General features: G+C 69.6%; 21 protein-coding genes. 8 read left to right on the top strand and 13 right to left on the bottom strand.

Features of this window, described 5'->3' with window-relative positions:
• Window positions 1–298: 298 nt before the first annotated feature.
• Window positions 299–817, bottom strand: coding sequence for a YbhB/YbcL family Raf kinase inhibitor-like protein (locus ABH928_RS16855; RefSeq protein WP_370067035.1), 519 nt, complete (start codon window positions 815–817; stop codon window positions 299–301).
• 72 nt (window positions 818–889) lie between these two features.
• Between ABH928_RS16855 and ABH928_RS16850 the strand changes: the two genes are divergently transcribed.
• Window positions 890–1,321, top strand: a complete 432-nt coding sequence (locus ABH928_RS16850) for a MarR family winged helix-turn-helix transcriptional regulator (RefSeq protein WP_370067033.1) — start codon at window positions 890–892, stop codon at window positions 1,319–1,321.
• 197 nt (window positions 1,322–1,518) lie between these two features.
• Here the strand turns inward: ABH928_RS16850 and ABH928_RS16845 are convergent, their stop codons facing one another.
• Window positions 1,519–2,160, bottom strand: a complete 642-nt coding sequence (locus ABH928_RS16845) for a DUF4230 domain-containing protein (protein WP_370067031.1) — start codon at window positions 2,158–2,160, stop codon at window positions 1,519–1,521.
• A gap of 306 nt (window positions 2,161–2,466) precedes the next feature.
• On the opposite strand from ABH928_RS16845, the gene ABH928_RS16840 reads away from it, so the two are divergent.
• Both ABH928_RS16840 and ABH928_RS16835 read left to right on the top strand, forming a co-directional pair.
• Window positions 2,467–2,955, top strand: a complete 489-nt coding sequence (locus ABH928_RS16840; RefSeq protein WP_370067029.1) for an STAS domain-containing protein — start codon at window positions 2,467–2,469, stop codon at window positions 2,953–2,955.
• Window positions 2,956–3,047: 92 nt separating this feature from the next.
• Window positions 3,048–3,335 carry a hypothetical protein gene (locus ABH928_RS16835; protein WP_370067027.1) on the top strand — a complete coding sequence of 96 codons (288 nt, stop codon included), beginning with the start codon at window positions 3,048–3,050 and terminating at the stop codon, window positions 3,333–3,335.
• A gap of 74 nt (window positions 3,336–3,409) precedes the next feature.
• On the opposite strand, the gene ABH928_RS16830 is transcribed toward ABH928_RS16835, so the two are convergent.
• The 9 genes from ABH928_RS16830 to ABH928_RS16790 all read right to left on the bottom strand — a co-directional run bounded on the left by ABH928_RS16830 (window position 3,410) and on the right by ABH928_RS16790 (window position 14,287).
• On the bottom strand, window positions 3,410–3,976 hold the full coding sequence (locus ABH928_RS16830) for a hypothetical protein (protein ID WP_370067025.1): 567 nt from the start codon (window positions 3,974–3,976) through the stop codon (window positions 3,410–3,412).
• Window positions 3,973–4,650, bottom strand: a complete 678-nt coding sequence (locus ABH928_RS16825) for a hypothetical protein (RefSeq protein WP_370067023.1) — start codon at window positions 4,648–4,650, stop codon at window positions 3,973–3,975. Before ABH928_RS16825 ends, ABH928_RS16830 begins: the two co-directional genes overlap by 4 nt.
• Before the next feature lie 235 nt (window positions 4,651–4,885).
• Window positions 4,886–6,004: a nitric oxide synthase oxygenase gene (locus ABH928_RS16820; protein ID WP_370067021.1), complete on the bottom strand. Its 1,119-nt coding sequence runs from the start codon at window positions 6,002–6,004 to the stop codon at window positions 4,886–4,888.
• Window positions 6,001–7,308, bottom strand: coding sequence for a globin domain-containing protein (locus tag ABH928_RS16815; RefSeq protein WP_370067019.1), 1,308 nt, complete (start codon window positions 7,306–7,308; stop codon window positions 6,001–6,003). The genes ABH928_RS16820 and ABH928_RS16815 overlap by 4 nt, the downstream gene beginning before the upstream one ends.
• Window positions 7,309–7,796: 488 nt before the next feature.
• Window positions 7,797–8,795, bottom strand: coding sequence for an acetylxylan esterase (locus tag ABH928_RS16810; RefSeq protein WP_370067017.1), 999 nt, complete (start codon window positions 8,793–8,795; stop codon window positions 7,797–7,799).
• Between the two features lie 17 nt (window positions 8,796–8,812).
• Window positions 8,813–11,179, bottom strand: a complete 2,367-nt coding sequence (locus ABH928_RS16805) for a beta-glucosidase (RefSeq protein ID WP_370067015.1) — start codon at window positions 11,177–11,179, stop codon at window positions 8,813–8,815.
• A gap of 8 nt (window positions 11,180–11,187) precedes the next feature.
• Window positions 11,188–12,006: a carbohydrate ABC transporter permease gene (locus tag ABH928_RS16800; RefSeq protein ID WP_370067013.1), complete on the bottom strand. Its 819-nt coding sequence runs from the start codon at window positions 12,004–12,006 to the stop codon at window positions 11,188–11,190.
• Complete coding sequence (locus tag ABH928_RS16795) at window positions 12,003–12,941, bottom strand: carbohydrate ABC transporter permease (protein WP_370067011.1); 939 nt, start codon at window positions 12,939–12,941, stop codon at window positions 12,003–12,005. Before ABH928_RS16795 ends, ABH928_RS16800 begins: the two co-directional genes overlap by 4 nt.
• Window positions 12,942–12,952: 11 nt before the next feature.
• On the bottom strand, window positions 12,953–14,287 hold the full coding sequence (locus ABH928_RS16790) for an ABC transporter substrate-binding protein (protein ID WP_370067009.1): 1,335 nt from the start codon (window positions 14,285–14,287) through the stop codon (window positions 12,953–12,955).
• A 195-nt stretch (window positions 14,288–14,482) separates the two neighbouring features.
• Between ABH928_RS16790 and ABH928_RS16785 the strand changes: the two genes are divergently transcribed.
• The 4 genes from ABH928_RS16785 to ABH928_RS16770 all read left to right on the top strand — a co-directional run bounded on the left by ABH928_RS16785 (window position 14,483) and on the right by ABH928_RS16770 (window position 20,362).
• Window positions 14,483–15,502 carry a LacI family DNA-binding transcriptional regulator gene (locus ABH928_RS16785; protein ID WP_370067006.1) on the top strand — a complete coding sequence of 340 codons (1,020 nt, stop codon included), beginning with the start codon at window positions 14,483–14,485 and terminating at the stop codon, window positions 15,500–15,502.
• 209 nt (window positions 15,503–15,711) lie between these two features.
• Window positions 15,712–16,965, top strand: a complete 1,254-nt coding sequence (locus ABH928_RS16780; protein ID WP_370067004.1) for a D-arabinono-1,4-lactone oxidase — start codon at window positions 15,712–15,714, stop codon at window positions 16,963–16,965.
• A 565-nt stretch (window positions 16,966–17,530) separates the two neighbouring features.
• Window positions 17,531–18,790, top strand: a complete 1,260-nt coding sequence (locus tag ABH928_RS16775; RefSeq protein ID WP_370067002.1) for a choice-of-anchor A family protein — start codon at window positions 17,531–17,533, stop codon at window positions 18,788–18,790.
• A gap of 471 nt (window positions 18,791–19,261) precedes the next feature.
• Complete coding sequence (locus ABH928_RS16770) at window positions 19,262–20,362, top strand: FAD-dependent oxidoreductase (protein WP_370067000.1); 1,101 nt, start codon at window positions 19,262–19,264, stop codon at window positions 20,360–20,362.
• A gap of 161 nt (window positions 20,363–20,523) precedes the next feature.
• On the opposite strand, the gene ABH928_RS16765 is transcribed toward ABH928_RS16770, so the two are convergent.
• Complete coding sequence (locus ABH928_RS16765; protein ID WP_370066998.1) at window positions 20,524–21,828, bottom strand: IS256 family transposase; 1,305 nt, start codon at window positions 21,826–21,828, stop codon at window positions 20,524–20,526.
• Window positions 21,829–21,864: 36 nt separating this feature from the next.
• Here ABH928_RS16765 and ABH928_RS16760 point away from each other — a divergent pair, with 36 nt between their 5' ends.
• Window positions 21,865–22,542 carry an inositol monophosphatase gene (locus ABH928_RS16760; RefSeq protein WP_370067125.1) on the top strand — a complete coding sequence of 226 codons (678 nt, stop codon included), beginning with the start codon at window positions 21,865–21,867 and terminating at the stop codon, window positions 22,540–22,542.
• 186 nt (window positions 22,543–22,728) lie between these two features.
• Here the strand turns inward: ABH928_RS16760 and yicI are convergent, their stop codons facing one another.
• Window positions 22,729–25,095, bottom strand: a complete 2,367-nt coding sequence (gene yicI, locus ABH928_RS16755; protein ID WP_370066996.1) for an alpha-xylosidase — start codon at window positions 25,093–25,095, stop codon at window positions 22,729–22,731.
• Between the last annotated feature and the right edge of the window lie 11 nt (window positions 25,096–25,106).

Raw genomic sequence — 25,106 nt, 5'->3', positions numbered from 1 at the left:
GCTCGGAACCGCGCACCGGCGCGCGCCCGAGGACTGGGAGATCCGCACCGCCCGGGACGCGCAACTCCCCTGCACCGCCGACCTGCTCCACGCCATCGCCCCGCTGCACCAGGCGCAGTGGCCCCCGTGCGACCAGCCCCCCGGCGCCCATCACCTGAGCTGCCGGGCTCCGGGACGCGAGGCGGTCCGTCGTGCTCGGCGGGAGACCGGCCGGTGCGCAACTGTCGACCCGACGGCGGGCGGAGGACTGCCTTCCTGCCGCATCCAGGGGGCCACAGAGGGCTCCCCGGAGGAGTTGTCAGGCGTCCGGCGCCTGGCTGGTTCCGGTGAGGATCGCGCGGCCGAGGGTGTGCGGAATCATCAGGATGTTGAACATGGCGAGGCTGGCACCCTCGGGGACGTCCAGCGTCGGGACGTCGAGGGCGGTGGCGCAGATGTACAGGCGGTGGGTGCCGGTGCCGGGTGGCGGGTTGACTCCCGAGTAGCCGGCCTGGCCGAGGTCGTTGGGCAGCGGCGCTCCTGGGTGGGCGCCGCCGGGTCGGCCCGCGCCCCGGGGCAGGCCGGGCAGGGATGCGGGGATGTCCTTGACGGCCCAGTGCCACAGGCCCCCTGGGATGGGCGCGTCCGCGTCGAAGGCGGCCACCGCGAGGCTACGGGTGCCCTCGGGGAGGTCCGTCCAGGCCAGTGCGGGTGATTCGTTCGCGCCGCCCTCGGTGTTGTAGGCCGAGCTCGGCAGTTCCCCTCTTGCGGGGAAGTCACTGCTGGTGAGCGTGAACGCCCGTGCGGGCACGGCGAGGTCGTACGGGTTGTAGGGCACAGGGGTCTCCTTCGCGAGAAATGTACAGCAGCGCTGTATAAAAAACGTACAGCGGTGCTGTACATTGAGCAAGTGGAAGAAGAAGACGGACAGGCAGAAGCCGAGGCCGAGCTGTTGCGAGTCTCGGTCGGGGAGTTCGTCCGCTGGGCCCGCGCCGGTGACGTCATGCCGGGCGGCCAGGCGGCGGTCCTGGGCCATCTGGCACGGGTCGGCGCTCTGTCGATCACCGACCTGGCCGCCCGCGAGAGTGTGCGCCACCAGTCCATGGCGCGCACGGTGGGGCTGCTGACAGATCAAGGGCTCGTCCAGGTCGAGACGGACCCCCTCGACCGCCGCCGAGTCCTGGTGCAGATCACCGGGGAGGGTCTCGCCCGGCTGGGCGACGAGCGTCGGCACCGGGCCGCCGGCATCGCGGCGGCCATGCAGGCCACCCTCGACGACGAGGAGCGGGCACTGTGCCGGCGCATCCCCGGCCTGCTGGACAAACTCAGGGGCCACCCTTGAGGCGACGCGCACTGACGCCGTCGAAGTGATCGCTGCAGCCCCGCCTCCTGCCGCGGGGGTGTGGATCTCGTCGTCCCCCATCGTTTCTCTTCCTCGTACGGGCGAAGTCCGGGCTGCCAGGCCAGGTCCCAGTTGCCCTCTGCGCCCAGGTTCGAGGAGGTGCCGACGTCGAAGCGGACGAACGCGGTCTTTGCCCGTCAGTCGTAGCTGACCGAGACCGTCGTGAAGCCCAGCGAGCGCAGCAGGCCCTGGAGCATCGTTGTGGTGTTCTGTTGCGCACGGGTCGTCAGACCGCTTGCCGCGGCGGCGGTCTGGATGTGACCGACCGCCAGCAGGTTGAGTTCCTGCTGGTCGCCCGGATTGCCGGAGAAGAACTGACCGATGCGGTCGAACAGGCCACGTTCCTGGGCGACGACGTAGGAGCGCTTCGCGTCCAGCGCCGCCGACGCGAGCTGCGCATGCGGCAGGGTGATGGTCGCGCTCAGACGGTCCGGCGAGACCGTGACCTTCGCCTTGGCGAGGTCGACGTACGAGTCGACGGTGCCGGCGGCGACGTAGAGGGTGCGGTTCCCGAGCAGGGCGGAGGGCAGGAAGGTCGCCTCCTTGTCGAGATCGACCACCACTTGGAAGTTGCCCGCCGCCGCGTCGTAACGGCTCATGTCCTGCACGGACTGCAGCACCGCCGGGCCACTGCGGTCAACGCTTCGCTCACCGAAGGGGTTGGGCAGTCCGGGAAACCAGTCGAAGTGGCCCGCGACCACGAACAGCGCCGTGATCAGCGCGACAGTTATCAGGATGCTCACGTACCAGGGCACTCGGCGGCGGACGGTGTCGCTCACTTGCTCCTCCTGCGAAGGACGGGAGTTGGGCGCTTCGGGGCAGCGCCGGAGCGCCCGCCCCGAAGGGTCTTGTACCCGGAGCCGAGGGGGCTCAGCGGCCTGATCAATCGACAAAGCGCGCGCGGCCGGGGTGGTATCGGGCCGCGGCGAAAGGCCGTACAGTCCGCAGTGGAATACCTTGGCGCGAGCGTCGGTAGCCGTTCTCATCGGCTGGCCCGACCGACCGAGAGGGCCGCTTCGGCGGCGATGGTTCCGGCTGCCCCAGACCCCGGCGGCGTCCCACAGGAGACGGCCGAGGAGACCTGGATGTCCACCAACGGCATCACCGCCCGATCGATGGCGGTCCGCCATCGCCCGCCACCCCAGCGCGGGGCCGGGAAACCGACAGCTACGCTCACCGTTGAGCGGCACGACTGGCACGGCCGGGCAGAGATCACATTGACCGGCGAGGTCGACCTGGACTCCGCGCCGCTCCTGCGCCGGGCGCTGACGCAGTGCCTGGCCGGCGGCGTGCGGACCATCGAGGTGGATCTCGCCCGGGTCACCTTCTGCGACTGCAGCGGCCTGAGCGCGCTCCTGCAGGCCCGCCACCGCGCCGCGATACTCGGAGCATCCCTACGGCTGCATCACCCCAGACCCACCATGGCCAAACTGATTGCGCTGGCCGGCACCGACACCGGCCTGCTGCCCCGGAACGGCGTGGGAGAGAGCCGCCCCTCTCTTCGCTCCCTGCCGGCTCGTGACACGGCAGTTGACTGCACCTTGACGGTGGGAGAGCGTCGGCTTCGGTGGTAGATCGAAACGGCATGGGCCGACCCTGGCCCGAGGGGTTCCGGCTTCGGGAGGACCTGTCCCCGTGCCCTTCGACACGGCTGAATGCGTCCCAGGTGATCGCGTACCTGGTGCAGGCTGTCCGGTGCGGCGATGCGCGGATGGTCCAGGAACTGCTGTGCCGGTTCAGCACGCTCGCCGACTTCGATGACCTGATGCAGTTGCGGGCGGCGCTGGAAGCGGACCTGTACGCGGACCGGACCAGCCCTCGCTCGGGGGATCCGGGGTCCAAGGCCGGTCTCGTGCCCGCGCCGATGGCCGTTGAAGCAGAGATGGCTGGTTGCGCGCCGCCGACGTCGTCACCGAGGCCGCCAGCCGCCGCACCCACGGTCAAGAGCCATTGACGGACCGCGGCCAGTGAGCTCAGGCTTCGGCGCTGAGCGAGTACAGGATCTGGGTGGGCCGGGTGGTGGTCTGCTCATGGAACTGGTCGAACCGGTCCGGTGGTTGGGGAGGTGTCGTGGTCGCGTCCGTCACGGGAACCCGGCGGGCGGCCAAGTCCCCACGTGCTCTTCAGGTCGGCCATCATCTGGCTCACCAGGGCGGGGACGTCCGGCTCGGGGAGGTAGGTGTCCACCGCGGTGGTGGTCGTGCGCTGCGCTGATTCGACGTACCGCCAGGTGCCCGCGTCGAGCCAGACGTCGAACTCGTGGTCGGCGTGGGTGAAGCGGACGGTCGAGGTGCCGGCCACGGTGAGCACCTGGCCGTTCAGGCGACGGGCGAGGTCCTCGTGCGCGGGCGGGCGCGGCTTGTCGGGCACCTGGTAGCTGACGGCGAGCAGTGATGACAGCGGCCCGGCGAAGGCCTCGCCGTCCGGTGTCCCGAACACGAAAGCCGCCGGCCACTCGACGACCGCGTCGTCCTTCTCCGCCGGCGCGTCGGAGGCGAACTGCACGGAGTCGAAGCGGAAGGTGCCGCGTTCGACGGCGTGCCAGCCGTCGGCGAGCTGCACAGCCCGCACCTGGTCGCACTGAACGCGCATCATGATCCTCCGTTGCGTCGGGCCTGCTTGGCTCGGGCGGCCTTGTCGGCTTTCGCGCGCTCTTCGGCCACGCGCTGGACCTCGCGGGCCCGCTCCGCCCGCACGGCCAGCTCGACCTCCTCCTCCGTCGGAAGGCCTGGCTCAGGTTCCCGCAGCGTGTACGGGGGCGGGGTGTAGTCGGTGAAGTGCTCGACCCTGTGTCGGCTGCGCTCGCCGCGTGGCATCCCGTACTTGCGCCGCCGCTCGTCACGCATCGCTTCGGCCAGCTGGGCCGCGTACCTCGGGGACGCCGAGGGGGCGTCGCGGTGGTCCTCACCGGTCATGTGGAACACGCTGGACGGCTTGCGACAGTGCGGGCAGGACCCGGAGTCGTCCCGCAGCCACCCGTCCTCGCATTCCGGGGCCGGGCAGTCGCCCGGGGCCACCAGGTCCCATGCGATCTGGTCCGCCCGCGCCTTGAGCTCGGGCTGCGTGAGGTTGGAGAAGAGCTTGAACCAGCGGCGCTCGATCCGGTCCCGGAGCTCGGCGGCGGTCCGGTACTGGAGCTGCTGGTCGACCAGCCGGAACACGTTGTGCGGCACCCCGCCGCGCTTGCCCAGGACCTCGGTCAGCGGGCCCGGCATCGCCTGCAGCACCCACACCGCCGGGGACTGCCCCGGGCGCTGGAAGGCGGTCACGGCTGCTCCTCCCCCGCGCGCTTGGCGCGTTCGTCGCGGACCTGCCGCCGAGCGAGGGGCGACGCCGCGTCAGGGAAGCCTACCTCCGCCCAGGCCGACTCCTCCTGACTCTCCAGAACCCCTGCCACCCGGCTCAACACCAGGTATACGGCACTGCTCGCACGCCGCACACAGGCCCGACGCCGGGCGGGTCCACTCGAACGAGCGACGGTGCCCCGAGCGGCGCCGGCGGCGCTCAGCTGCCGTGAACCGGACAGTGGTCCGGCTGGAGAAGGCCCCACGGTGTCGGCCGGTGCAGGAAGGCCGGGCGCGTCAGCGGGTCGGGCGGGTCGTAGTAGCGGTGGAAGACCGCGGTGGCCCCGCCGGAGAGCGGGGGCACGATCCAGCTCCAGTCCGCGGGGACGGCGCGACCGTGGCGGCGTTCCCGGTCGATGTGTGTGAGGAACCGCGTCGATTCGGTATGGTGGTCGGCCATCGTCACACCTGCCTGGGCGAACGAGTGCAGCACCGCGAGGTTCAGTTCCACCAGCGCGCGGTCGCGCCACAGTGTGCGCTCACTCGAGGTGTCGAGACCGAACAGCCTGGCCACGGCCGGTAGTCGGTCGTAGCGGTCGGCGTCGGCGAGGTTGCGTGAGCCTATCTCTGTGCCCATGTACCAGCCGTTGAAGGGCGCGGCCGGGTAGTGGACGCCGCCGATCTCCAAGGTCATGTCCGCGACGGCGGGCACGGCGTACCAGCGCAGGCCCAACGCCGCGAAGCCGGGGTGGTGAGGGTGTGTCAGTGGGACTTCGAGAACGGCGTCCTCGGGGAGTTCGTAGAACTCCGGGGCACGGTCGGGCGCCGCCTGGATCAGCAGCGGCAGAATCTCGAACGGCTCCTCACCGCCCTTCCAGCCTGCTTCCTTCGCGAGCGCGCGGCGTTCCGCGCTGCGCGGGTCGTCCGCATAGCGCACCAGCTGCTCGCCGAGGATCCGGGCCGCCGGGCGGCCGGGGGCGTCGGGGGCGAAGACGCTGATGACGGGTCGGATCCGGCCGTCGTTGGTGGCGATGCGCAGATGCTCGAAGCATTCGCGGGCTATGTCGTCGGGGTGGGTGAGGTGCCGCAGGTCCCGGACCGTCAGGTTGTTCCAGTAGAGCCGACCGATGCAGCGTGCGGCGTTGCGCCAGGCCACGCGGGCGCCGTAGCCGAGCTCTGCGGGGGTGTGCGTGTAGGTTCCTTCGGTGGCCACCGCGGCGGCTATCTCGCGCAGTCGGGCCTCGGGGTCGACGGCCCCGGGGTGTTCGCGGGCGAAGTCCCGGATGAAGGAGTCGGCGGCCGTCAGCAGCCTGGTGGTCTCTGCTTCTCGGGTCGTCATCGGCCGGCCTCCGGACGCAGCCGATCGGACAGCAGCGCGGCTTCGAGCACCGGGACGTCGAACGGGTCGTAGTGGATGTTCTGCTGAGACACTCCCTGGCGCAGCAGTACCCGGGTTGAGCTGGTGACCATGTCGACCGGACCGGACAGGTAGACCTCGCGGCGGTAGAAGGGGCCGAACTCCTGCAGCGCTTCGGGCAGGGAGCCGCGCCAGCCGGGCACCTGCTGGTCCGAGAGCACGCCACGTACCTTGAGCCAGTGGTTCCGCTGTGCCAGTCGCAGCATGTCGTCCAGTCCGTAGAGTTCGTCGGCGGTCCGGGCTCCGACGAAGACGTCGACGAACCGCCGGCCGCCGTCCTGGACGGTCTGCTCGACCAGTGCCTGAATGGGGGCCAGACCGGTGCCTCCACCCACGCAGAGCAGGTCGCCCTCGTGGCGGGGGTCGAGGACCATGTCGCCCTGGGCCGAACCGAGCGTCAACTGGTCGCCGGGGCGTGCCCGGAACACGAGGTGGGGGCTGACCAGACCGCCCTCGACCGCGCGCACGTGGAAGGTCAGCGTGCCGTCCTCGCGCGGGGCGTTCGCGAGGGAGTAGTAGCGCCAGGAGCGGGGCTGCCAGGGCGTCTCCACGCTCGCGTACTGGCCCGCCCGGAACGGGTAGGGGCTGTGTGGCCGAAGGGTGATCTCGGCGATGCCCGGTCCGCGCAGGCGGTGGTGGACGATGTCGGCCTTCCAGACGGCGGGCCGCAGCGCCGCGTCCTCCTCGGCGGCGCGGATCATCACGTCGGACACGACGCCGTAGGCGCGCGTCCACACGTCGGCGAGCCGCGGTGTCCAGGCGTCCCCGGCGAATCGGGCGAGCGAGTCGAGCAGGGCGGCGCCGACGGCGGGGTAGTGTCCGTTCAGGGCCCCGAACTTGCGGTGATCGCGCCCGAGTCGGCTGCAGAAGTGCACGAGGTTCTCCGGGTCGTCGACCAGGTCGACGACCCGCAGCAGCCCGCGGAGCAGCCGGTCCCGCTGCACGTCCAGGCTTGCGGGGAAGAGTTGGCGCACCTCGGGATGCCGTTGGAAGAGGATCGCGTAGAAGTACACCGTCAGGTCGGGCGCGAGCGGGCCGACCAGCGCCACGCTCGCCCGCAGCAGCGCGATCTCCTCGGCGTCGAGCGCAGCCGGTGGAGGCGCGGCTGGTGACCCGGACTCAGCCCGGTTCGGACGCGGCGCGGCAGCCGGTGCGGAAAGCGGCGCGGAATCTGTCCCCGCGTCACTCGCCGGAGCTGCAGCGGACTGCCGACGTCCGAACCTCATCGGCCGCCTCGATTGTCTCCCGGCAAGGGATATATCACGCGACGTCCGATCCTTCGGGGGCAGATGACGGCTACAGCCGTGTTGCCCTCCGGGCTGGGAAGGAAGGCGGTCGGCATTGGCCAGGCGTGCACGCTAGCCCTGATCGAGGCTGACGAACAACCAATGTCGGAGGTTGGTCAGCATCTCCCCGGACATGGAGGTCTAGCCCGACTCCCGGGGCAGCAGCCTGGAACGGAGTGGTTTGCCTACGTCCCGTTTCGACCCCTCCGCAGGACCCTCACAAGGTTCTTACCCTTACCAACTGGTAGGCAGACGCCCTCGACGACGACGTCGCCGACCTCAGGCCGGATGCGCCACCCGACGGGAGGCGGTTGGCCGATGTGCGGCCGCCTCTCCCGGTCGACGACGAAGGCCCTCTGTGCGATGTGCTCAGCCTCGTGGAGCTTATGGACCGCGTGCCTTTGTGGTGAGGGTGTCGGACCGGGTGTTCACGACTCCGGGCAGGTGCACCGTGAGCGGTCCATGGGGCCGAGCCGCTCGGCGAGGAAGTCGAGGGCGCCCTGGTCGTCGTCCGGCCCTCCCGCCTCGTGCCCGTTGTAGCGCCAGACGGTGATGTCCTTCGGGCCCGCGTAGGCGTGGTAGGCGGCGAAGACGGTGGAGGGTGGCACGATCGCGTCCATCAGGGCCGCCGAGAAGCGGGCCGGGACCGTGGCTCTGCGTGCGAAGTTGACGCCGTCGATGTAGGAGAGCGTGCGGTGCACGGTCTCTTCCTGGTCGCGGTGGATCGACAGGTAGTCCGCGATCTCGCGGAAGGGTGCGGCGTCAGTGACTTGAACGGCCCGGGGGAAGTCGCACAGGAAGGGCACGTGGGCGACTGCCGCCGCCAGGTCGGGGACCAGGGCGGCGACGGCGAGCGCGACGCCACCGCCCTGGCTCTGTCCGACCACGGCAACCCGGCCGGGGTCGACGCAGTCCAGCTCGCGGACGGCCTCGGCAGCTCGGACCGCGTCGGTGATGAGGCGCCGGTAGTAGTAGGTGTGCGGCGACCCGATGCCCCGGGTCATCACGCCCGGGACCTGCGGCCCGCAGGGGCCGGAGTCGGGGGTGGCCCCCCGACTCCAGCCCGAACCCTGCCCGCGGGTGTCCATCTGCAGGTGGGCGTATCCGGCGGACGCCCAGAGCAGGTTCTCCAGGACGTGTCCTCGGCCGCCGCCGTAGCCGACGTACTGGACGACGGCGGGGAGCGGGCCGGTGGTCGTACGGGGCAGGCGCAGCCACGCCTTGACCGGTTCCCCGCCGAAGCCCGGGAAGGTGACGTCGAAGGTGTCGACCGTGCTCAGTCCGGTGCTCACCGGAGTCAGCTCGACCGTGCCCCCGAGCGCCCGGGTCTCGGCGAGTGTCTCCCTCCAGAAGGCGTCGAAGTCGTCCGGTGCGGTCTGGCTGCTGCGGTAGCGCCGCAGTTCCGCCTCGGGCAGGTCGGTGTGCACGGGGTCCTTCCGCTGCGTCAGGGGTGTTCGACGGTGACGACGGGGTGAAGGCGGCGGGTGTGGTCGACCTGCCGGACGGGGCCGGTCAGGCGGAGCGGGACCGTCAACCGGTGGTCGGTGCTGCTGGCGGAGATCCGCAGTTCCAGCTCGCCCGGCTCGACCAGGCGTCGCCCGTCGCGTCCGGTGAACGAGGCGAGATCCGCGGGGAGTTCCAGCAGCACCCGGCAGCGTTCTCCGGCTTCCAGCGGGAGGCGTCGGTAGCCGACCAGGCGCTGCACCGGCTGGACCACGGAGGCGACGGGGTCGTGCAGGTAGAACTGCACGACTTCGGCGCCGGAGCGCTCGCCGGTGTTGCGGACCTCCAAGCCGACACGGAAGCTGCTGTCGGTGCCGGCCTCCGCGACGGTGGCGTCCAGGGCGGACCACTCGAACCGGGTGTAGCTGAGTCCGTGTCCGAACCCGTAGGCGGGGCTGGTGCTGGTGCTGGAGACGTCGCTGTCGTGCGCCAGCCGGGCGGCCAGGTAGGTGGAGGGCTGGACACCCTTGTGGCGCGGCACGCTGACGGGCAGTCGTCCGGAGGGGTTGACCCGTCCGGAGAGCACGCCGGCGATCGCCTCGGTGCCCGCCTCCCCGGGGAAGAACGACTGGACGATCGCGGCCGCCTCCTCCTGGGCGCGCCCCAGCCCGTACGGGCGGCCCGCCAGCATGACCAGCACCAGGGGCGTCCCCGCGTCCAGCAGCGCGTCCAGCAGTTGCTCCTGGACGCCCGGCAGTTGGAGCGACTCCGCGTCACAGCCCTCGCCGCTTGTCCCGCGTCCGAAGAGGCCGGCCCGGTCTCCCAGAGCGAGCACGACGACATCGGCGAGGCGGGCGGCAGCGATCGCCTCGGCGAAACCCGCGGTGCTGTCGCCGTCAACCGTCGCCCCCGCGGCACAGAGGATCTCGGCGTCGGGGAATTCGGCCGCCAGGGATTCCCGCAGCGTGGGCAGTTCGATGCCGGTCGGGACCTCGGGGTGCTGCGCGCCGACGTGCACGGGGAAGGAGTAGCAGCCCAGCACGGCGGTCGGGGTGTCGGCGTTGGGGCCGACGAGCGCGATCCGGCGGGGGCGGTCCAGCGGCAGTCTGCCGTCGTTGCGCAGCAGCACGACGGCCTGCTCGGCCAGCTGTTTCGCCAGCAGGCGGTTGGCGGGGCGGTCCAGGTCGACGGTGCCGCGCAGTTCCTGGGCGGTGTCCAGGTCGGTGCCGCGGAGGGCGGGGGGCAGCGGGTCCCAGTCGGGGTCGAGCATTCCGAGCTGTGCCTTCTGGATCAGTATCCGGCGCAGGGCACGGTCGATCAGTTCCTCGGGGACGGCGCCGGTCTGGACGGCGTCGAGCAGCGGTTGCCCGAAGGTCTTGATGGTGGGGAGCTCGATGTCCACACCGCTGGCGAGCGCGAGCCCCGCGGCCTCGCCCCAGCTTCCGGCAACGCCGTGCAGCATCTTGAGGAAGGCGATGCCGAAGTAGTCCGCGACGACGGTTCCGTCGAAGCCCCAGGTGTCGCGGAGCAGGCCGGTCAGCAGCGCCTCGTCGGCGGCGGAGGGGATGCCGTCGGTGTCGGTGTAGGCGTGCATGACGGAGCGGGGGCCACCGTCGCGGATCGCCATCTCGAAGGGCGGCAGGATCACGTCGGCCCGTTCGCGCGCGCCCATCGTGACCGGGGCGAGGTTGCGTCCGGCCCGTGAGGCGGAGTAGCCGGCGAAGTGCTTGAGTGTCGCGACGATCCCGGCGGACTCCAGGCCCTGCACATAGGCGGTGGCGATGGTGCCGACGAGGTAGGGGTCCTCGCCGATGGTCTCCTCCACGCGTCCCCAGCGGGTGTCGCGTACCACGTCGAGCACCGGGGCGAGACCCTGGTGGATGCCGACGGAGCGCATGTCGGTGCCGATCGCGGCGGCCATGGTGCGCACCAGTTCGGGGTTGAAGGTCGCTCCCCACGACAGGGGAACGGGGTAGGCGGTCGCGCCCCAGGCGGCGAAGCCGGCGAGGCATTCCTCGTGGGCGAGCGCGGGGATGCCGAAGCGGTTCGCGGCCGTGATGCGTTGCTGGGATCGGGCGAGTGAGAGGGCGCCGACGGCCGCGTCCACCGGGACGGTGCCGAAGGGCCGGGTGAGCTGGCCCAGACCGTGTGGCAGCAGCTCGTCCAGGTCGGGAGGCTCCTCCAACTCGTGCTGGTGCGGTGCGACCTCGCCTCCCTCGTCGGAGGCGCCCACCCAGACGCCGACGAGTTGGGCCGTCTTCTCACGCAGCGTCATGGCCGCGATGAGGGCGTCCGCCCTGGCTCCGGGGTCGAGGGCGACGTCCCGCCACTGGGGGGTGGTGAGTTCGGCCCCGAGTGCGGGATTCATGTTGCCGGTCACTTTCCTCCGACCCCCATCAGCCCCTGGACCAGGGCACGGCGGGCGAACAGGTAGACGACGAAGATGGGGAGCATGGACAGCACCACGGCACTGAGCAGACCGGGGACGTCGACGCCGTGCTCGGTCTGGAAGTTGTACAGACCGAGGGTGATGACTTTGGTCGAGTCCGACTGGGTGAGGATGAGGGGGAAGAGGAAGCCGTTCCAGGCCTGCAGGGCGGAGAAGACGACGATGGAGGAGAGTCCGGCCTTCGAGAGCGGCAGGACCAGCTGGAGGAAGACCCGCCCGGGTGAGGCACCGTCGATCGCCATCGCCTCGTAGAGGTCGGGGGTGATGTCGCGCATGGCGCCGGTCAGCACCAGGGTGCACACCGGGAGCGAGAACGCGGCGGTCGGCAGGATGACACCGATCAGGTGGTCGTACAGCCCGGCCTGGCTGATCACGTAGAACATCGGCACGATCACCGCCTGGGCGGGCACCGCGAGCCCGAGCAGGAAGACCCGGAACACCAGGCCGATGGTCCGCCCCCGGGCTCGCACGATGGCGTAGGCCAGTGGCGGGACCACGAGCAGGACGATCGCCACGACGCTGGCGGTGACGATCACCGTGTTGAGGAAGTCCTGTCCGAAACCGTTCGAGAAGGCGTTGGCGTAGTTGCTCAGGGTCAGCTGTGAGGGGAAGCTCAGCGGCCCTTGGGTGGAGTAGTCGGAAGTGGTGCGCAGCGTCGAGAGCAGCAGGACGTAGAGCGGCAGACCGACCAGGAACAGCCAGATCAGGGAGCCCAGTCCGGCGAGGTAGTTGGGCCTCCGTCTCATGAGATCCCCTCCGTCGTGCTGCGCATCTTGTCGTAGCCGGAGAGTCGGACCACGGCCAGGGAGATGAGGGTGGCGACGACGACCAGGACCAGCGCGATGGCCGAACCCGCGCCGAAGTCGAAGTTCTTGAAGCCCTGTTCGTACATGTAGTAGGCGCTGACCGTGGTGTCGGTGCCCGGTCCGCCCTGGGTGAGGATCAGCACCGTGTCGAAGGTGGTCAACCCGCCGACGACCATGAGGATCACCGAGGTGATCATGGTGTTGCGCAGCTGCGGCAGGGTGATGTGGAAGAACTGCCGCACCGTGCCGGCACCGTCGATCGCGGCTGCCTGGTAGAGGACCTGCGGTACGGCGCGCGCGCCGCCCTGGTAGAGCAGCGCGTGCAGGGGCGTGAACTGCCACATTCCGACGAAGGTCAGCACCGCGATCGAACCTGACTGGCTGCCCAGCAGGTTGCCGTTGCCGAAGAGCCACGGGAGCTGACCGGGGATGCCGAAGTTGGGGTCGAGCAGGGCGCGCCACAGCACGGAGACCGCGGTGGCCGACAGGAGCAGCGGGACGAAGAAGATGGCGGACAGCACGGCCCGGTTGCGCTGCGGTCCGGCGGCCCACACACCCAACAGGATGCTGATGGGCGTCTGGGTGACGACTCCCAGGACGGTGAGCAGCAAGGTGAGCCAGATGCTCTGGGTCATCACCGGGTCGTGGAACAGGGTGGTCCAGTTCGCCAGGCCGTTGAAGTGCGGCGAGGTGATGCCGTCCCAGCTGGTGAAGGACAGCACGGCGACCAGGACCAGCGGGAGGATGGCGAAGAGCAGGAAGAAGACGGTCGCGGGTGCCGCCCAGACAAAGCCTGGGCGGGTCACCCCGACGCCGACCCTGCGCGCCTTGAGGCGACGGCGGCCGAGCTCGACTGCGGAGGAGAGTGCGCTCATGGGTCCGGTACTCAGGAGGTGGCCAGGGACTGCATCGCCTGGATGAAGCCGTTGGTGTCGGTCTTGCCGTCGAAGAACTCCTGGACGGCCGTGTGGATCGTCGTGGTCGCCGCCGGCGGGTAGGCCTGGTCCCAGGAGAGCTGGAACGAGGGCGCCGCCTTGACCAGGTTGAACTGGAACTGGGAGTAGCCCGGGCTGGCCGAAGTGGACAGGAAGGTGGGCGTGTTGGTGGTGGTCGGCAGGTTGCCTATGGCCAGCTGGGCCTGGACGAACTCGTCCGAGTACATGAGCTTCAGGAACGCCGCGACCGCGTCGGGGTGCTGAGTCTTCTTCAGCACCGAGTAGAAGTTGTTGGTGTTGCCGACGATGTCGGCCGGGTCGCCCTTGCCGCCGGGGATGGCCGGGAACGCACTCCAACCGAGGCCGTTCTTGGCGAAGTCGGGGTCGCTGGACTGCTCGGTGGAGTACTCCCACGAGCCCATCAGCTCGAAAGCGGCCCTGCCCTTGGCCAGCAGCGCCGGGGAGCCGCCGTCGGTGAACTTCACCGAGTCGAAGTTGCTGCCGAAGGCGCCGGCGTCGACCAGCTGCTTGACCATCCCGAGGGCCTTCACACTGTCCGGGCTGGACCAGGCAGCCTTGTCACCGGCGAGCGCCTGCTCGAACAACCCCGGACCGGCGACCCGGTCGTAGATGTACTCGAACCACATCTGGGTGGGCCACTGGTCCCCGCCGCCCAGTGCGATCGGGGTGATCCCCTTGGCCTTCAGCACCGCGACGTCGCCCAGCAGGTCGTTCCAGGTCTGCGGGACGCTGAGGCCTGCGCTCGCGAGGACCTGCTTGTTGTCGAAGAGCAGGACCGGCTGCGTACCGCGCATCGGGATGCCGTAGGACTTGCCGTCGACCACCGCGGTGTTGAACACGGAGGGGAGGAAGTTGTCCTTCAGCCCGGGGTCCTTGGCGATCATGCTGTCCAGCGGAAGCAGCAGGTTGTCCTTGACGTACGGAGCGATGCTGCCGCCGCCCCAGTTGAAGAAGATGTCGGGGGCCTGCGGGGTGTTGATGATCGTGTTGAGCTTGGACTGGTAGTCGGCGCCGGGGATGGTGTACAGCACCGCCTTGACCTTCGAGGTCTTGTTGAACGTGTCGACGATCTGCTGCTCGACCGTGTTGCCCGAGTCGCCGTAGACCAGGACGTGGATCGTCCCGGAGTCGGCCGAGCCCGACGTGGACCCGCCGCTGGACCCGCAGGCCGCAGTCAGACCGAGCACCAGCGTGGTCGTAGCCGCGATCGCGGCGAATCTGTTCCGGGACGCACCGCTGCGTATGCGCACACGAAGAGAATCCATGGCCTGCCACTCCGTCGATTGTTTCGAAGAGATTGCCGAACGCTTCGGGAAACTTAGGCGCAACACCAGCTACCGTCAAGGTCCTGGAAGGTCTCGGTTCGGGCGTGCCAACAGGGCTTCCGACCAGCTAGCATCCGACCCATACCGTCACAACGACTGCGTACTTCAGGCACCAGGGCAGCACAGGAGGGGCTCGTGACCAGAGCGGCGACACTCGCCGAGATCGCGCGCGAGGCAGGGGTGTCCACACCGACTGTTTCGAAGGTCCTGAACGGCCGCGCGGACGTGGCACCAGCGACCCGGGAGCGGGTGGAGGAGCTCCTGCACCAGCACGGCTACCAACGCCGACGCAGCAACAGCGCTCCTTCCAGTCCACTGCTGGAACTGGTCTTCCACGAGCTGGAGAGCGCGTGGGCGATGGAGGTGATCCGCGGGGTGGAGAACGTCGTCCGCGAGGAGGGCCTCAGCGTCGTCCTGTCGGAGTCCTCCGGCCGACTCAGCCTCGGGCAGTCGTGGATGGACGGAGTCCTCGCCCGCCGCCCCACCGGCGTGGTCCTGGTGCTGTCCGGGCTCGACAAAGCGCAGCAGGCACAGCTGACCAGCCGTGACATCCCGTTCGTGGTCATGGATCCGGCCGGGGACCCCGGCCAGGATGTGCCGGCGGTCGGCACGACCAACTGGAACGGCGGCCTCGCCGCCACCCGCCACCTCCTCGACCTCGGCCACCGGCGTATCGGGATGGTGGCCGGACCGCGTCGGATGATGTGCAGCCGCGCCCGCATCGACGGCTACCGGGCCGCACTGGAGACGGCCGGCGTCGCCTTCGACCCCGCGCTCGTTCATGAGGGCGACTTCCATCACGAGACCGGCTACCGGGTGGGTCTGGAGCTGCTGCGCCGCCGGGACCGGCCCACCGCCGTCTTCACCGGCAACGACCTCCAGGCGCTCGGACTCTACGAGGCGGCACGGGAACTGGGTCTGCGCATCCCGGAGGATCTGAGCATCGTCGGCTTCGACGACCTGCCCATCGCCCGGTGGGTCGGCCCGCCGCTGACCACCGTGCGCCAGCCGCTCACCGAGATGGCCGAGGTCGCGGCGCGCATGGTGATCGATCTCGCCCGCGGCAACAAGCCGTCCACGCTGCGCGTGGACCTGGCCACCAGCCTGGTCGAGCGCAGCAGCACCGCGCCGCCTCCAACTCGGACGCGCGTCTGAGGCTGCACCCGACTCCGCGCCCCGGTCTGACGCCGAGGTGCAGAGCCCTCCGCGCGCGAGGGCCACTCGCACCCAGCCGGACCGGCGGCGGCCGAACTTTCCTACGCCCTGTGGCAAGGCCGACGATCGATCCGGGGCACCGGGACGCTCGGCACTGACCTGACCCGCCTGCCGTCTGCGACGGCGGGCACTGAACGAGAGGCGCACACGTGCACAACTGGGCAGGCAACATCGCCTTCCGGGCGACACGGGTCCACCGACCCCGGACCGTCGACGAGACCCGTCATCTCGTCGCCGCCTCCGACCGGGTCAAGGTGCTGGGCAGCGGCCACTCCTTCAACCACATCGCGGACACCGCGGGCGAACTGGTGCTGCTGGACGGATTGCCGCGTGGGCTGGAGGTCGCCGCCGACCTGACCACCGTCACCCTCACCGGCACCATGCGCTACACCGAGCTCGCCAGGGAGTTGCAGGCACAGGGACTGGCTCTGGCCAATCTGGCGTCACTCCCCCACATCTCGGTCGCCGGATCGTGCGCCACCGGTACCCACGGCTCGGGAAACGGCCTGCCCGGTCTCGCCTCAGCGGTGACCGCGCTGCGGCTGATCACCTCGGACGGGGAACTGCTCGACATCGGACGCGCCGACGACCGCGACCGCTTCGCAGGAACGGTTGTCAGCCTGGGCGCCCTCGGCGTCGTCGTCGGCCTCACCCTCGCAGTCGAGCCCACCTTCGAGGTGGCCCAGTGGGTCTACGACGCCGTGCCGCTGGACCGCATCGCCGACCGGTTCGACGATGCGTTCGGCGCCGCCTACAGCGTCAGCGCCTTCACGGACTGGAGCGGAGACACCGCCAACGTGTGGGTCAAGCGACGAACCGATCACGAGGGCCCCGCTCACCTGGGAGACCGATGGCTGGACGGCCGCCTCGCCGACGGCCCCCGGCATCCGGTTCCGGGCGTCTCCCCACGGCACTGCACCGAGCAGCTCGGCGTTCCCGGCCCGTGGCACGAACGACTGCCGCACTTCCGGCCGGACTTCACCCCAAGCGCCGGCGAGGAACTCCAGTCGGAGATCCTGCTGCCGCGCGAAGCGGCACCCGCCGCCGTCGCGGCGATGCGCGCCCTGGGTCCGCGCATCGCGCCTCTGCTGCTGACCTCCGAGATCCGCACCGTGGCGGCGGACGACCTGTGGCTCAGTCCCGCAAACGGTCGGGACTCCATGGCGGTCCACTTCACCTGGCGCCCCGCCGAGGAAGCGGTGGATCAGGCGATCGCCCTGGTCGAGGCGGAGCTGCTGCCACTGGGTGGCCGTCCACACTGGGGCAAGCTCTTCGCGCTGCACCCCGAGGCCGCCGGAGCCCTGTACGAGCGGCGCGATGACTTCCACCGCCTGATGCGGGGCCTGGATCCACGCTCCGCCTTCCGCAACGACTTCATCGACGCGGTGTTCCCCCAGTCATAAGCTTCATGACGCTCTCCGGTGTCACCACCGAGAAAGGAAGAGCTCCGCCGAAAGTTTCGCTGATGCTTCCGTGCATGCCCTCACACAGCAGCACTCGACGCACCGTCAGCAGGGGCTCTGGAATGGTCCGAGACCTATCGGGAGTCTCCAGTCCCATCAGCTGGACCGCCCCACCAACTCGGCGTGCTCGTCCGGCGGCAAGGTGATCGACCGGCAGAAGGCCAAGGTGGCGACCCCGATGCTACGGCGGTCGCAGGGTTGCCCACGATACGTCACATAGTGCTCAGAGCAGCCGAGTTCACCATCCGTCGGCTGCTCCAGGACATGCAGGAGAGGCCCGGTAGTCCCTGCGGCGAGCGGCGTCTTCCTCCGGTCCGGGAGCAGCTCGTCGGCGCGCCGGCCCCCTCGGCGGTGCGGCCGACGCTCATGTTCCCGAAAGTTTCACGCAGCCTTCCAGAGAAGAACTCCGCGGCGAAGCTGGGCAAGTCCGACATGGGCGTTGCTCCGCCACGGCCCGACCGGAAGGATAAGTGATCTCCTATGACCTTCCCCAAGGATCGCTTACATGCGCCATGCTGTCTCGTCGTCCGCTGCGCTGATCGCAAGCGGATCGCTCGCCCTGGCCGTCTTCGCCCTTGCCACCACGTCAACCGATGCACAGGCCGCGCCCAGTACCGGCCAATGCGGTAACCCACTTGGAGCGGCCGCGAGTTACACCGAGTTCGTCCACGGCGACTCCCAGCGCACCGCCGACGCGGAAGGCGCTGTCGCGGTGGGCGGCGACGCCGACTTCAGCCACAGCTTCAGCGTCGGAGCAAAGTTGACGTCCAGTCAGATCGCAGCCCTGCCGTCCGGGGCCGCGCTCGTGATCGGCGGCACCCTCGAACTGGGCTCTGCCGATGTCGAGGTCGAGCGCGGCAACGCCGTGTACGGCTCGTTGCACGGCAGCGGCCGTCTCTCGGAGGCGGCCGGAGCAGCACGGCAGGCCGCGACGCCGATCGACTTCGACCAGACGTTCGCGGCATTGCGCGCGGCCTCTGCCCAACTGGCCGCGCTCCCCGCGAACGGCTCCACCGCCGTGACCCATGACGGTGGCGAGAGCGTCCTCACCTTCACCGGCAAGGACGCGGCGACGAACGTCTTCTCGCTGACTGCCGACACCCTGCAGGCAGCGCAGGAGATCAGGATCGACGTACCGGCCGGTTCCCGAACCGTGGTCAACGTCTCCGGGGCCCGCTACGACATGAACGCGGGCGCGACGAGCTCCGTCTTCCTGAAGGACCCCCAGACCGGCGCCTGGCACGAAGAGGACTACACGGAGCCGGACACGGCCCTCTCCGGCATCCGAGGCGGCCTGCTGTGGAACTTCAGCCAGGCGGTGGCCGTCGTCAAGCGGGACGGGACCGCCTGGCCCGGGACACTGCTCGCTCCCGAGGCCGCCGTCCACCTCGGCAGCGGCAACCAGAACGGCCAGGTCATAGCCGCCTCACTGACCAGCTCCTCCGGCGCGGAGACCCACGACTTCCCGTTCACCGGATGCGTCGCCACCACACCGTCGCCCACGCCCTCCTCATCCAGCGCCTCCCCCTCGGCCAGCCCATCGGCATCCAGCCCGGCGGGGGTGCCGTCCGGCGCGCCGACCCCCACGCGACCGGCCACCACCAGCAGCGCAACGCCGAGTTCGCCCGGTGGCTCACTCGCCCACACCGGTGGCGGTGACGACACCGTGGCACTGCTCGGCGTGGGCACCGGCGTCGTCGCACTCGGAGCAGGCCTGGTCACGCTCTCCCGCCGGAAGCGCTCCAGCACCGGAGCTCACCGGTAACAGGTGGCACCGGCCACGTCGGGCTGCGAACCGGGGAACCAGACCGGAGAAGCCGCAGTCACCCGAGGGCTGAGGGGCGGCAACCCCTTGAGTAGCCGCCCCCTCATCCCTCGGCGAATACCTCCATGGCACCGTGTCAGCGCGTGCCGGTCGACGGCCGCACGCGGCGGCGAGGATGCTGACACGTCGAAGGTCCGGCGTGCGGCGCAGCGAGCTCCCCCACGCGAGCGCAGCGGCGTCTCCGGCCTACCGGTCGGGGCCGCGGCGGTGCTGCCGTGCTGCCCTGTCGTGGCGTGGATCACGTCGACCACGCGGCACCACGCCGGCCCGGGGCCACCTCCACGACTGCCCAGCCGCTGCTCCAGACCGCTCCGCACCCTGGAAGGCGCTTTCCCTGCAGCTCTTCGTGCCCTAACATTGGTACAGACCACTTCCTCGTCTCTCTCGGCCGCCCGGAACGTCAACTCCCCTATGACGGACTGGGCTTCCCCTCAAGCAAGGCCTGACCTGTGTCGGCAGAAGGGCGCACGTGTGAGCGGTAGTGACCGGGTCACCGTACTCGGCGCCGGGATGACCGGATTGACCGTGGCCGTGACTCTGGCGGAGCGGGGGCACCCGGTGGTCCTGAAGAGTGCCGAAGCCTCGCATGAGAGCTCCTCATGGAATGCCGCTGCACTGTGGCGCCCTGCCCGCAGATGTCCCGACTGGAACTACCTGCGGCGTGCCCTCGCCACACACGATCGACTGATGCGACTGGAGTCCGAAGTCGCATCAGGAGTGCGGTTGCAGAACCTGAACGAGGTGTGCGCTGAGCCCTCGGACGTGCCCTGGTGGATCAGCGCAACGCTCGACAGACCGTTCGCACCCAGCTCGACAGCACTGGCAGGTGGCGCCCGCGCCCATATGGTCAAGGTTCCTGTCGCAGACTCCGCGCACTATCTGAACCGGCTGGAACAACGCTTCCTCGAGATGGGCGGGAAACTCAAGCGCGGGCTGGCGACGAGCCTGGCGGCCGAGACCCGCGTTGCACGCTCTGTCGTCAACTGCACCGGCTTTGGAAGCTCCCGACTCGTCACCGACCCCTACCTGAGCCTGACGCGTTTTGTGGTGGTGCGCTGCGCCAAACCGCGACAGGCGATCGGATGCTGGGTCGAGGAGACAGATGGACGACCCTCCGTCCACATCGTCGAGCGTGATCGGGACCTCCTGCTCTACGGGCCAGGAATTCCGGGGCTGGTCTCCACGGTCGTCCCGCCGTCCCACATCACCGACACCGTGCGGCGCTGCTCCGCCCTGGTGCCTGAAATCCAAGGCGCGCGCGTCCTGGACGCCACTTTCGCGCTCCTGCCCGAGCGGCCCTGTCCCCGGGTGGAACGTGACCCGCTGCTGCCTGCGGTGATTCACAACTACGGCCACGGCTCCGCCGGCTTCACCCTCTCGTGGGGCTGCGCCAGCGAGGTGGCACGCTTGGTCGAAACAACTCCCGCTCCTGGCAGTCAGCGCCGTCGCAGGGGACCTGCGCCCTCTGCCCGGCAGCCGCACAGAGGCGCTCCCCCATATCCCGCCGAGTAGGCCTCGGCAGCCGAGGCTGATGCGTCCTTCGCTGGTCAGGGCCAAGGCTTGCGACAGGAGTTGGCGTCGTCGTGTCTCCTCGATCGAGGATCTGCGCGTGGAGAAGTGCCTGTCGGAGGGAGTGTCTGATCCTTTGTGGGTGGTCTGGTGTTCGGTCTGGTCTAGCGATCGGTGACACGTTCGCCGTAGTAGCCGGCGAGGCAGTTGATGGCCTGCTTCCAGGACTGGGTCCTGCCGGTGACGTTGGCGTGGTTCTTGATCAGGTTCTGGATCACGAGGTAGAGGACCTTGAGGGCCGCCTCGTCGTCGGGGAAGTGCCCGCGACGGCGTGAGGCCTGCCGGAACCGCGCGTTGAGGGACTCGATCATGTTCGTGGTGTAGACGACGCGGCGGATCGGGGCAGGGAACCGCATGAAGACGATCACGTGCTCCCAACTGCGGCGCCAGGTGTCGATCACCGCCGGGTAGCGCTCACCCCACTCCTCCTCGAAGCGGGCGAACCGCTGCTCGGCCTCGTCGGCAGTCTTGGCCGTGTAGACCTCCTTGAGCTGGCGGGCGATGGCACCCCAGTGCTGCTTGGCCGCGTAGCGCAGGCTGGTGCGGACCATGTGAACGACGCACAGTTGAACGTCGGCCTGGGGCCAGACGTCGTTGATCGAGTCCGGTAGGCCCTTCAACCCGTCGCAGCAGGCGATCAGGACGTCCTGGACACCGCGATTGCGCAGTTCCGTCAGCCAGGTCATCCACTGCTTGGCGCCCTCGCCGCCCGTGCCGACCCACATGCCCAGCACGTCGCGGTCGCCGTCGAGGTTGATGCCGACCGCGATGTAGACGGGCTTGTTCGCTACGGCGCCGTCGCGGATCTTGATGTAGATGCAGTCGATCAGCACGACCGCGTACACGCGGTCGAGCGGGCGGGTCCGCCAGGCGGCCAGATCCTGGGCGACCTGCGCGGTGGCGCGGGAGACCAGGTCGCGGGAGACGTCGATGTCGTAGACCTCGGCGAGGTGGGCCTGGATCTCACCGGTCGTCAGGCCCTTGGCGTAGAGGGAGATGATGGACTCGGAGAAGCCGTCGACGCGGCGGGCGTGCTTGGGGACGATCTGCGGGTTGAAGTTGCCGGCCCGGTCGCGGGGGATGTTGATCTGGACCGGGCCGACCTGGGAGAGGACGGTCTTGCGGCTGGTGCCGTTGCGGTGGTTGCCCGACCCAGCGGCGGCAGGGTCGCCCTTGTCGTAGCCGAGGTGTTCGGCCATCTCGGCCTCCAGGGCGCCTTCCAGGACCAGCTTCACCAGCCCGGTCAGCAGCCCGTTCTCGCCGACGAGCTGCAGGCCGTCGCGGCGGGCCCGCTCGATCAGGTCTTCGGCCAGTTCCCGGTTCTGCTCGGTCGCGATGCGTGCCAACTCCGCCCCCGTCTGCACATGGTGCTCGTTCTCGTGGGGGCTCTGCTCGTTCGTGGTGCCCATGGGTGATCCTTCCCGGCAGAGAGGTCATCTCATGCCATCTCGGGTCACACCAGACCAACCACAAAGTTCAGGACAGTCCCCGACCTGGTCATCGGCGAGGAGCTCGGCGGCCACGGGAACGCATCACGGCGATGGATCGTCGATCCGATCGACGGCACCGCCAACTTCTCGGTCGGCCGACCCCAGTGGAGCACTCTGGTCGCGGTCGAAGAGAACGGCGAGGTGGTCACCGGCATGATCTCCGCACCGGCGCTCCAGCGACGTTGGTGGGCCACCCGTTCGAACGGTGCCTGGACCAGTTCATCCGCCAACACGGACCACGGGCGCCGCCAACCACTGATGGTCAGCCCCACCGCAACGCTCGACAAAGCGATGATCGCCGTCTGGCCGCTCAGCGCGTGGGTACCACCACAGCGGGCTGCGGCAGGCCGGCGCCTGATCGAACTCAGCGCGGACGGCGGCCCGCTGTCGAACTGGGCCGACACTTGCCACGGAGCCATGCTGGTGGCCGCCGGAACAGTCGACGCCTTCTTCCACATGAGCGCGAGCCCCTGGGACATCGCAGCCGCCGTCCCGATCGTCGAGGAGGCGGGAGGGGTGGTCACCGACCTGGACGGTGAGCGCGACATCTCGTCGGGCGCGGCCGTCTACAGCAACGGCCACATCCACCGCCAGGTTCTGGACGCGCTGCGATCCACCGCAGCGGCGACCTGACGCGAAACCACGACGAGGGGCAGGTTCCTGACGCGATGTGTCCGGCCCCGGCAGCCTCGCCCGCGGTCGGGCCGAGACAGGTGCCGCCGGTGACGTCGAAGATCTGGCCTCACACCCATCGACCCTGCGGACCCGCCAGAAACCCCACCACATCTGCGACCAGCTGCGGGCCGGGCAGTCCAGCGTCTACGACCACCTTCCCGTCACCGCGCGTACGGAGTTTCCGGCGCCGGAGGCCTTGGGCGTGTCGCAGTGCAGCAGGACACCCAGAGGCGTGAGCTGCACCGCGTCGGCGCCCGTCGCCCCTTGGGTGTCCGAGGCGCCGACGAGCAGCACCCGCCAGGGACTCGTCGCGTCCTCGGTCTCGACGGTCAACGTGTCGCCCTCGCAGCGGGTGCGGAACGTGGCGGCCGTCGAGCCGTCCGGCGCTGGAACCGTCGTCACCGTCACGTCGCCGTCGGCCGGGGCGTGCACATGCAGCGTCACGCCGTCGGCCCAGTCGTACTCGGGCTGTTCCTGGTCGGCGCCGAACGGGATCACGGAGCCCGGCCTGGCCAGGAGCGGCAGGCTGTCGAAGCCGTGCCGCTCGCGTCGCCAGCCCGGGCCGGTGATCCGCTCACCGCTGAGCAGGTGCGTCCACGCGCCTTCGGGCAGGTAGTACTCGACCTCGCCGTTCTCGGTGAAGACCGGCGCCACCAGGAGATCGTCGCCCAGCATGTACTGCCGGTCCAGCTGCCGGCAGGCAGGGTCGTCGGGGAACTCGAGCACCATCGCCCGTAGCACCGGGGTGCCCGCATCACGCGCCTGCAGTGCAGCGCGGAACATGTACGGCATCAGACGGTGCTTGAGACGGGTGAAGGAGCGCACGACGGCGACCGCCTCGTCGTCACCATCTTCGTCGAACGCCCACGGCACTCGGTACGACTTGCTCCCGTGCAGCCTGCTGTGTGAGGACAGCAGCCCGAACTGTGCCCACCGCTTGAACACCGCGGGGGTCGGCGTCCCCTCGAAGCCGCCGATGTCATGGCTCCAGAAGCCGAAGCCGGACAAGCCCAACGACAGTCCGCCGCGCAGCGACTCGGCCATGGCGCCGAAGGACGACTCGCAGTCGCCACCCCAGTGGACGGGGAACTGCTGGCCGCCTGCGGTGGCGGAGCGCGCGAAGAGCACGGCTTCGCCCTCGCCCCGCTCCTGCTTCAGTGCCTCGAAGACGGTCTCGTTGTACAGCTGCGTGTAGTAGTTGTGCATCCGTTCCGGGTCGGAGCCGTCGTGCCACGCCACGTCGGTGGGGATGCGCTCACCGAAGTCGGTCTTGAAGCAGTCGACGCCCTGGCGCAGCAGCGTCCGCAGCTTGCCGGCGTACCAGCGGCGCGCCGCAGGGTTGGTGAAGTCCACCAGGCCCATGCCCGGCTGCCACCGGTCCCACTGCCACACATCGCCGTTCGGCCGCTTGACCAGGTAGCCCTCCCGCATGCCTTCGGCGAACAGCGGCGACTTCTGCGCGATGTAGGGGTTGATCCAGACGCAGACGCGCAGTCCCCGCTCCTCCTTGAGGCGGCTGAGCATGCCTTCAGGGTCGGGGAAGACCCGCTCGTCCCAGGCGAAGTCACACCACTGGTACTCGCGCATCCAGAAGCAGTCGAAGTGGAAGACGCTCAGCGGGATGTCGCGCTCCGCCATGCCGTCGACGAAGCCGCGCACGGTCGCCTCGTCGTAGGAGGTGGTGAAGGACGTGGTGAGCCACAGGCCGAAGGACCAGGCGGGCGGCAGCGCGGGCCGTCCGGTGAGTGCCGTGTAGCGGGTGAGGGTCTCCTTCGGTGACGGCCCGTGGACGACGTAGAACTCCAGCGACTGGTCCTCGACGCTGAACTGCACCTGTCCCACGGTCTCGGAGCCGACCTCGTAGCTCACTTTGCCCGGGTGGTTGACGAAGACGCCGTAGCCGCGGTTGGTGAGGTGGAACGGGATGTTCTTGTAGGCCTGTTCGCTGCTGGTTCCTCCGTCGTTCTGCCAGATCTCCACCGTCTGGCCGTTCTTGACGAACGGAGTGAACCTCTCGCCGAGTCCGTAGACCAGTTCTCCGATGTCGAGGCTGTGCTGGGCGATCATGTAGTGGCGCCCGGACCCTTCGGTGGCGAATCCTGTGCCGCGGGCGCCGAAGGAGGTGAGCGCGCGTCCCGCCGCGGAGAAGTCGAGTCGCCACGGCGCCGCAGTGTCCACCCGAAGCGCGAGTTCGCCGCTGACGAGCTCGAGGACGGAGCCGTCGCGGGAGGTCTTGCCCGACGGCTGGTCGCCTTCCCGCACCGAGAACCGTGGGCCGCGCTGCGCCGCCCCGGCGAGATGGGTGCATCGCACGCCGATCACGCCCTCCGCCGGGGACCAGCATTCCACGGCGATCAGCGGGCTGTTGAGCGTGTCACCTCGATGCGCGACATCGCGAACCGGCGCGAACAGGGTGATCCTGTCCTCGTCGACGGCGACGTCGGTGACCGACTTCGCGAAACGGGCGGTGACGCCCTCGCGCATGTGCCAGTAACCGTCAGTGAACTTCATCAGGTTCCTTA

Origin of the sequence: Streptacidiphilus sp. MAP5-3 (genome assembly GCF_041262505.1) — a bacterium.
In the GTDB taxonomy this organism is placed as follows: domain Bacteria; phylum Actinomycetota; class Actinomycetes; order Streptomycetales; family Streptomycetaceae; genus Streptacidiphilus.
The sequence above is the reverse complement of the archived record's forward strand: the minus strand, read 5'-3'. Positions and strand labels throughout refer to the sequence as shown.

Bases quoted from the DNA above. Each gene is read 5' to 3' on its own strand.
- ABH928_RS16795 (WP_370067011.1), bottom strand. From the start codon at position 12,941: ATGAGCGCACTCTCCTCCGCAGTCGAGCTCGGCCGCCGTCGCCTCAAG.
- ABH928_RS16805 (WP_370067015.1), bottom strand. From the start codon at position 11,179: ATGAATCCCGCACTCGGGGCCGAACTCACCACCCCCCAGTGGCGGGAC.
- yicI (WP_370066996.1), bottom strand. From the start codon at position 25,095: ATGAAGTTCACTGACGGTTACTGGCACATGCGCGAGGGCGTCACCGCC.
- ABH928_RS16765 (WP_370066998.1), bottom strand. From the start codon at position 21,828: ATGGGCACCACGAACGAGCAGAGCCCCCACGAGAACGAGCACCATGTG.
- ABH928_RS16770 (WP_370067000.1), top strand. From the start codon at position 19,262: ATGACGGACTGGGCTTCCCCTCAAGCAAGGCCTGACCTGTGTCGGCAG.
- ABH928_RS16840 (WP_370067029.1), top strand. From the start codon at position 2,467: ATGTCCACCAACGGCATCACCGCCCGATCGATGGCGGTCCGCCATCGC.
- ABH928_RS16790 (WP_370067009.1), bottom strand. From the start codon at position 14,287: ATGGATTCTCTTCGTGTGCGCATACGCAGCGGTGCGTCCCGGAACAGA.
- ABH928_RS16820 (WP_370067021.1), bottom strand. From the start codon at position 6,004: ATGACGACCCGAGAAGCAGAGACCACCAGGCTGCTGACGGCCGCCGAC.
- ABH928_RS16815 (WP_370067019.1), bottom strand. From the start codon at position 7,308: ATGAGGTTCGGACGTCGGCAGTCCGCTGCAGCTCCGGCGAGTGACGCG.
- ABH928_RS16775 (WP_370067002.1), top strand. From the start codon at position 17,531: ATGCGCCATGCTGTCTCGTCGTCCGCTGCGCTGATCGCAAGCGGATCG.
- ABH928_RS16800 (WP_370067013.1), bottom strand. From the start codon at position 12,006: ATGAGACGGAGGCCCAACTACCTCGCCGGACTGGGCTCCCTGATCTGG.
- ABH928_RS16830 (WP_370067025.1), bottom strand. From the start codon at position 3,976: ATGATGCGCGTTCAGTGCGACCAGGTGCGGGCTGTGCAGCTCGCCGAC.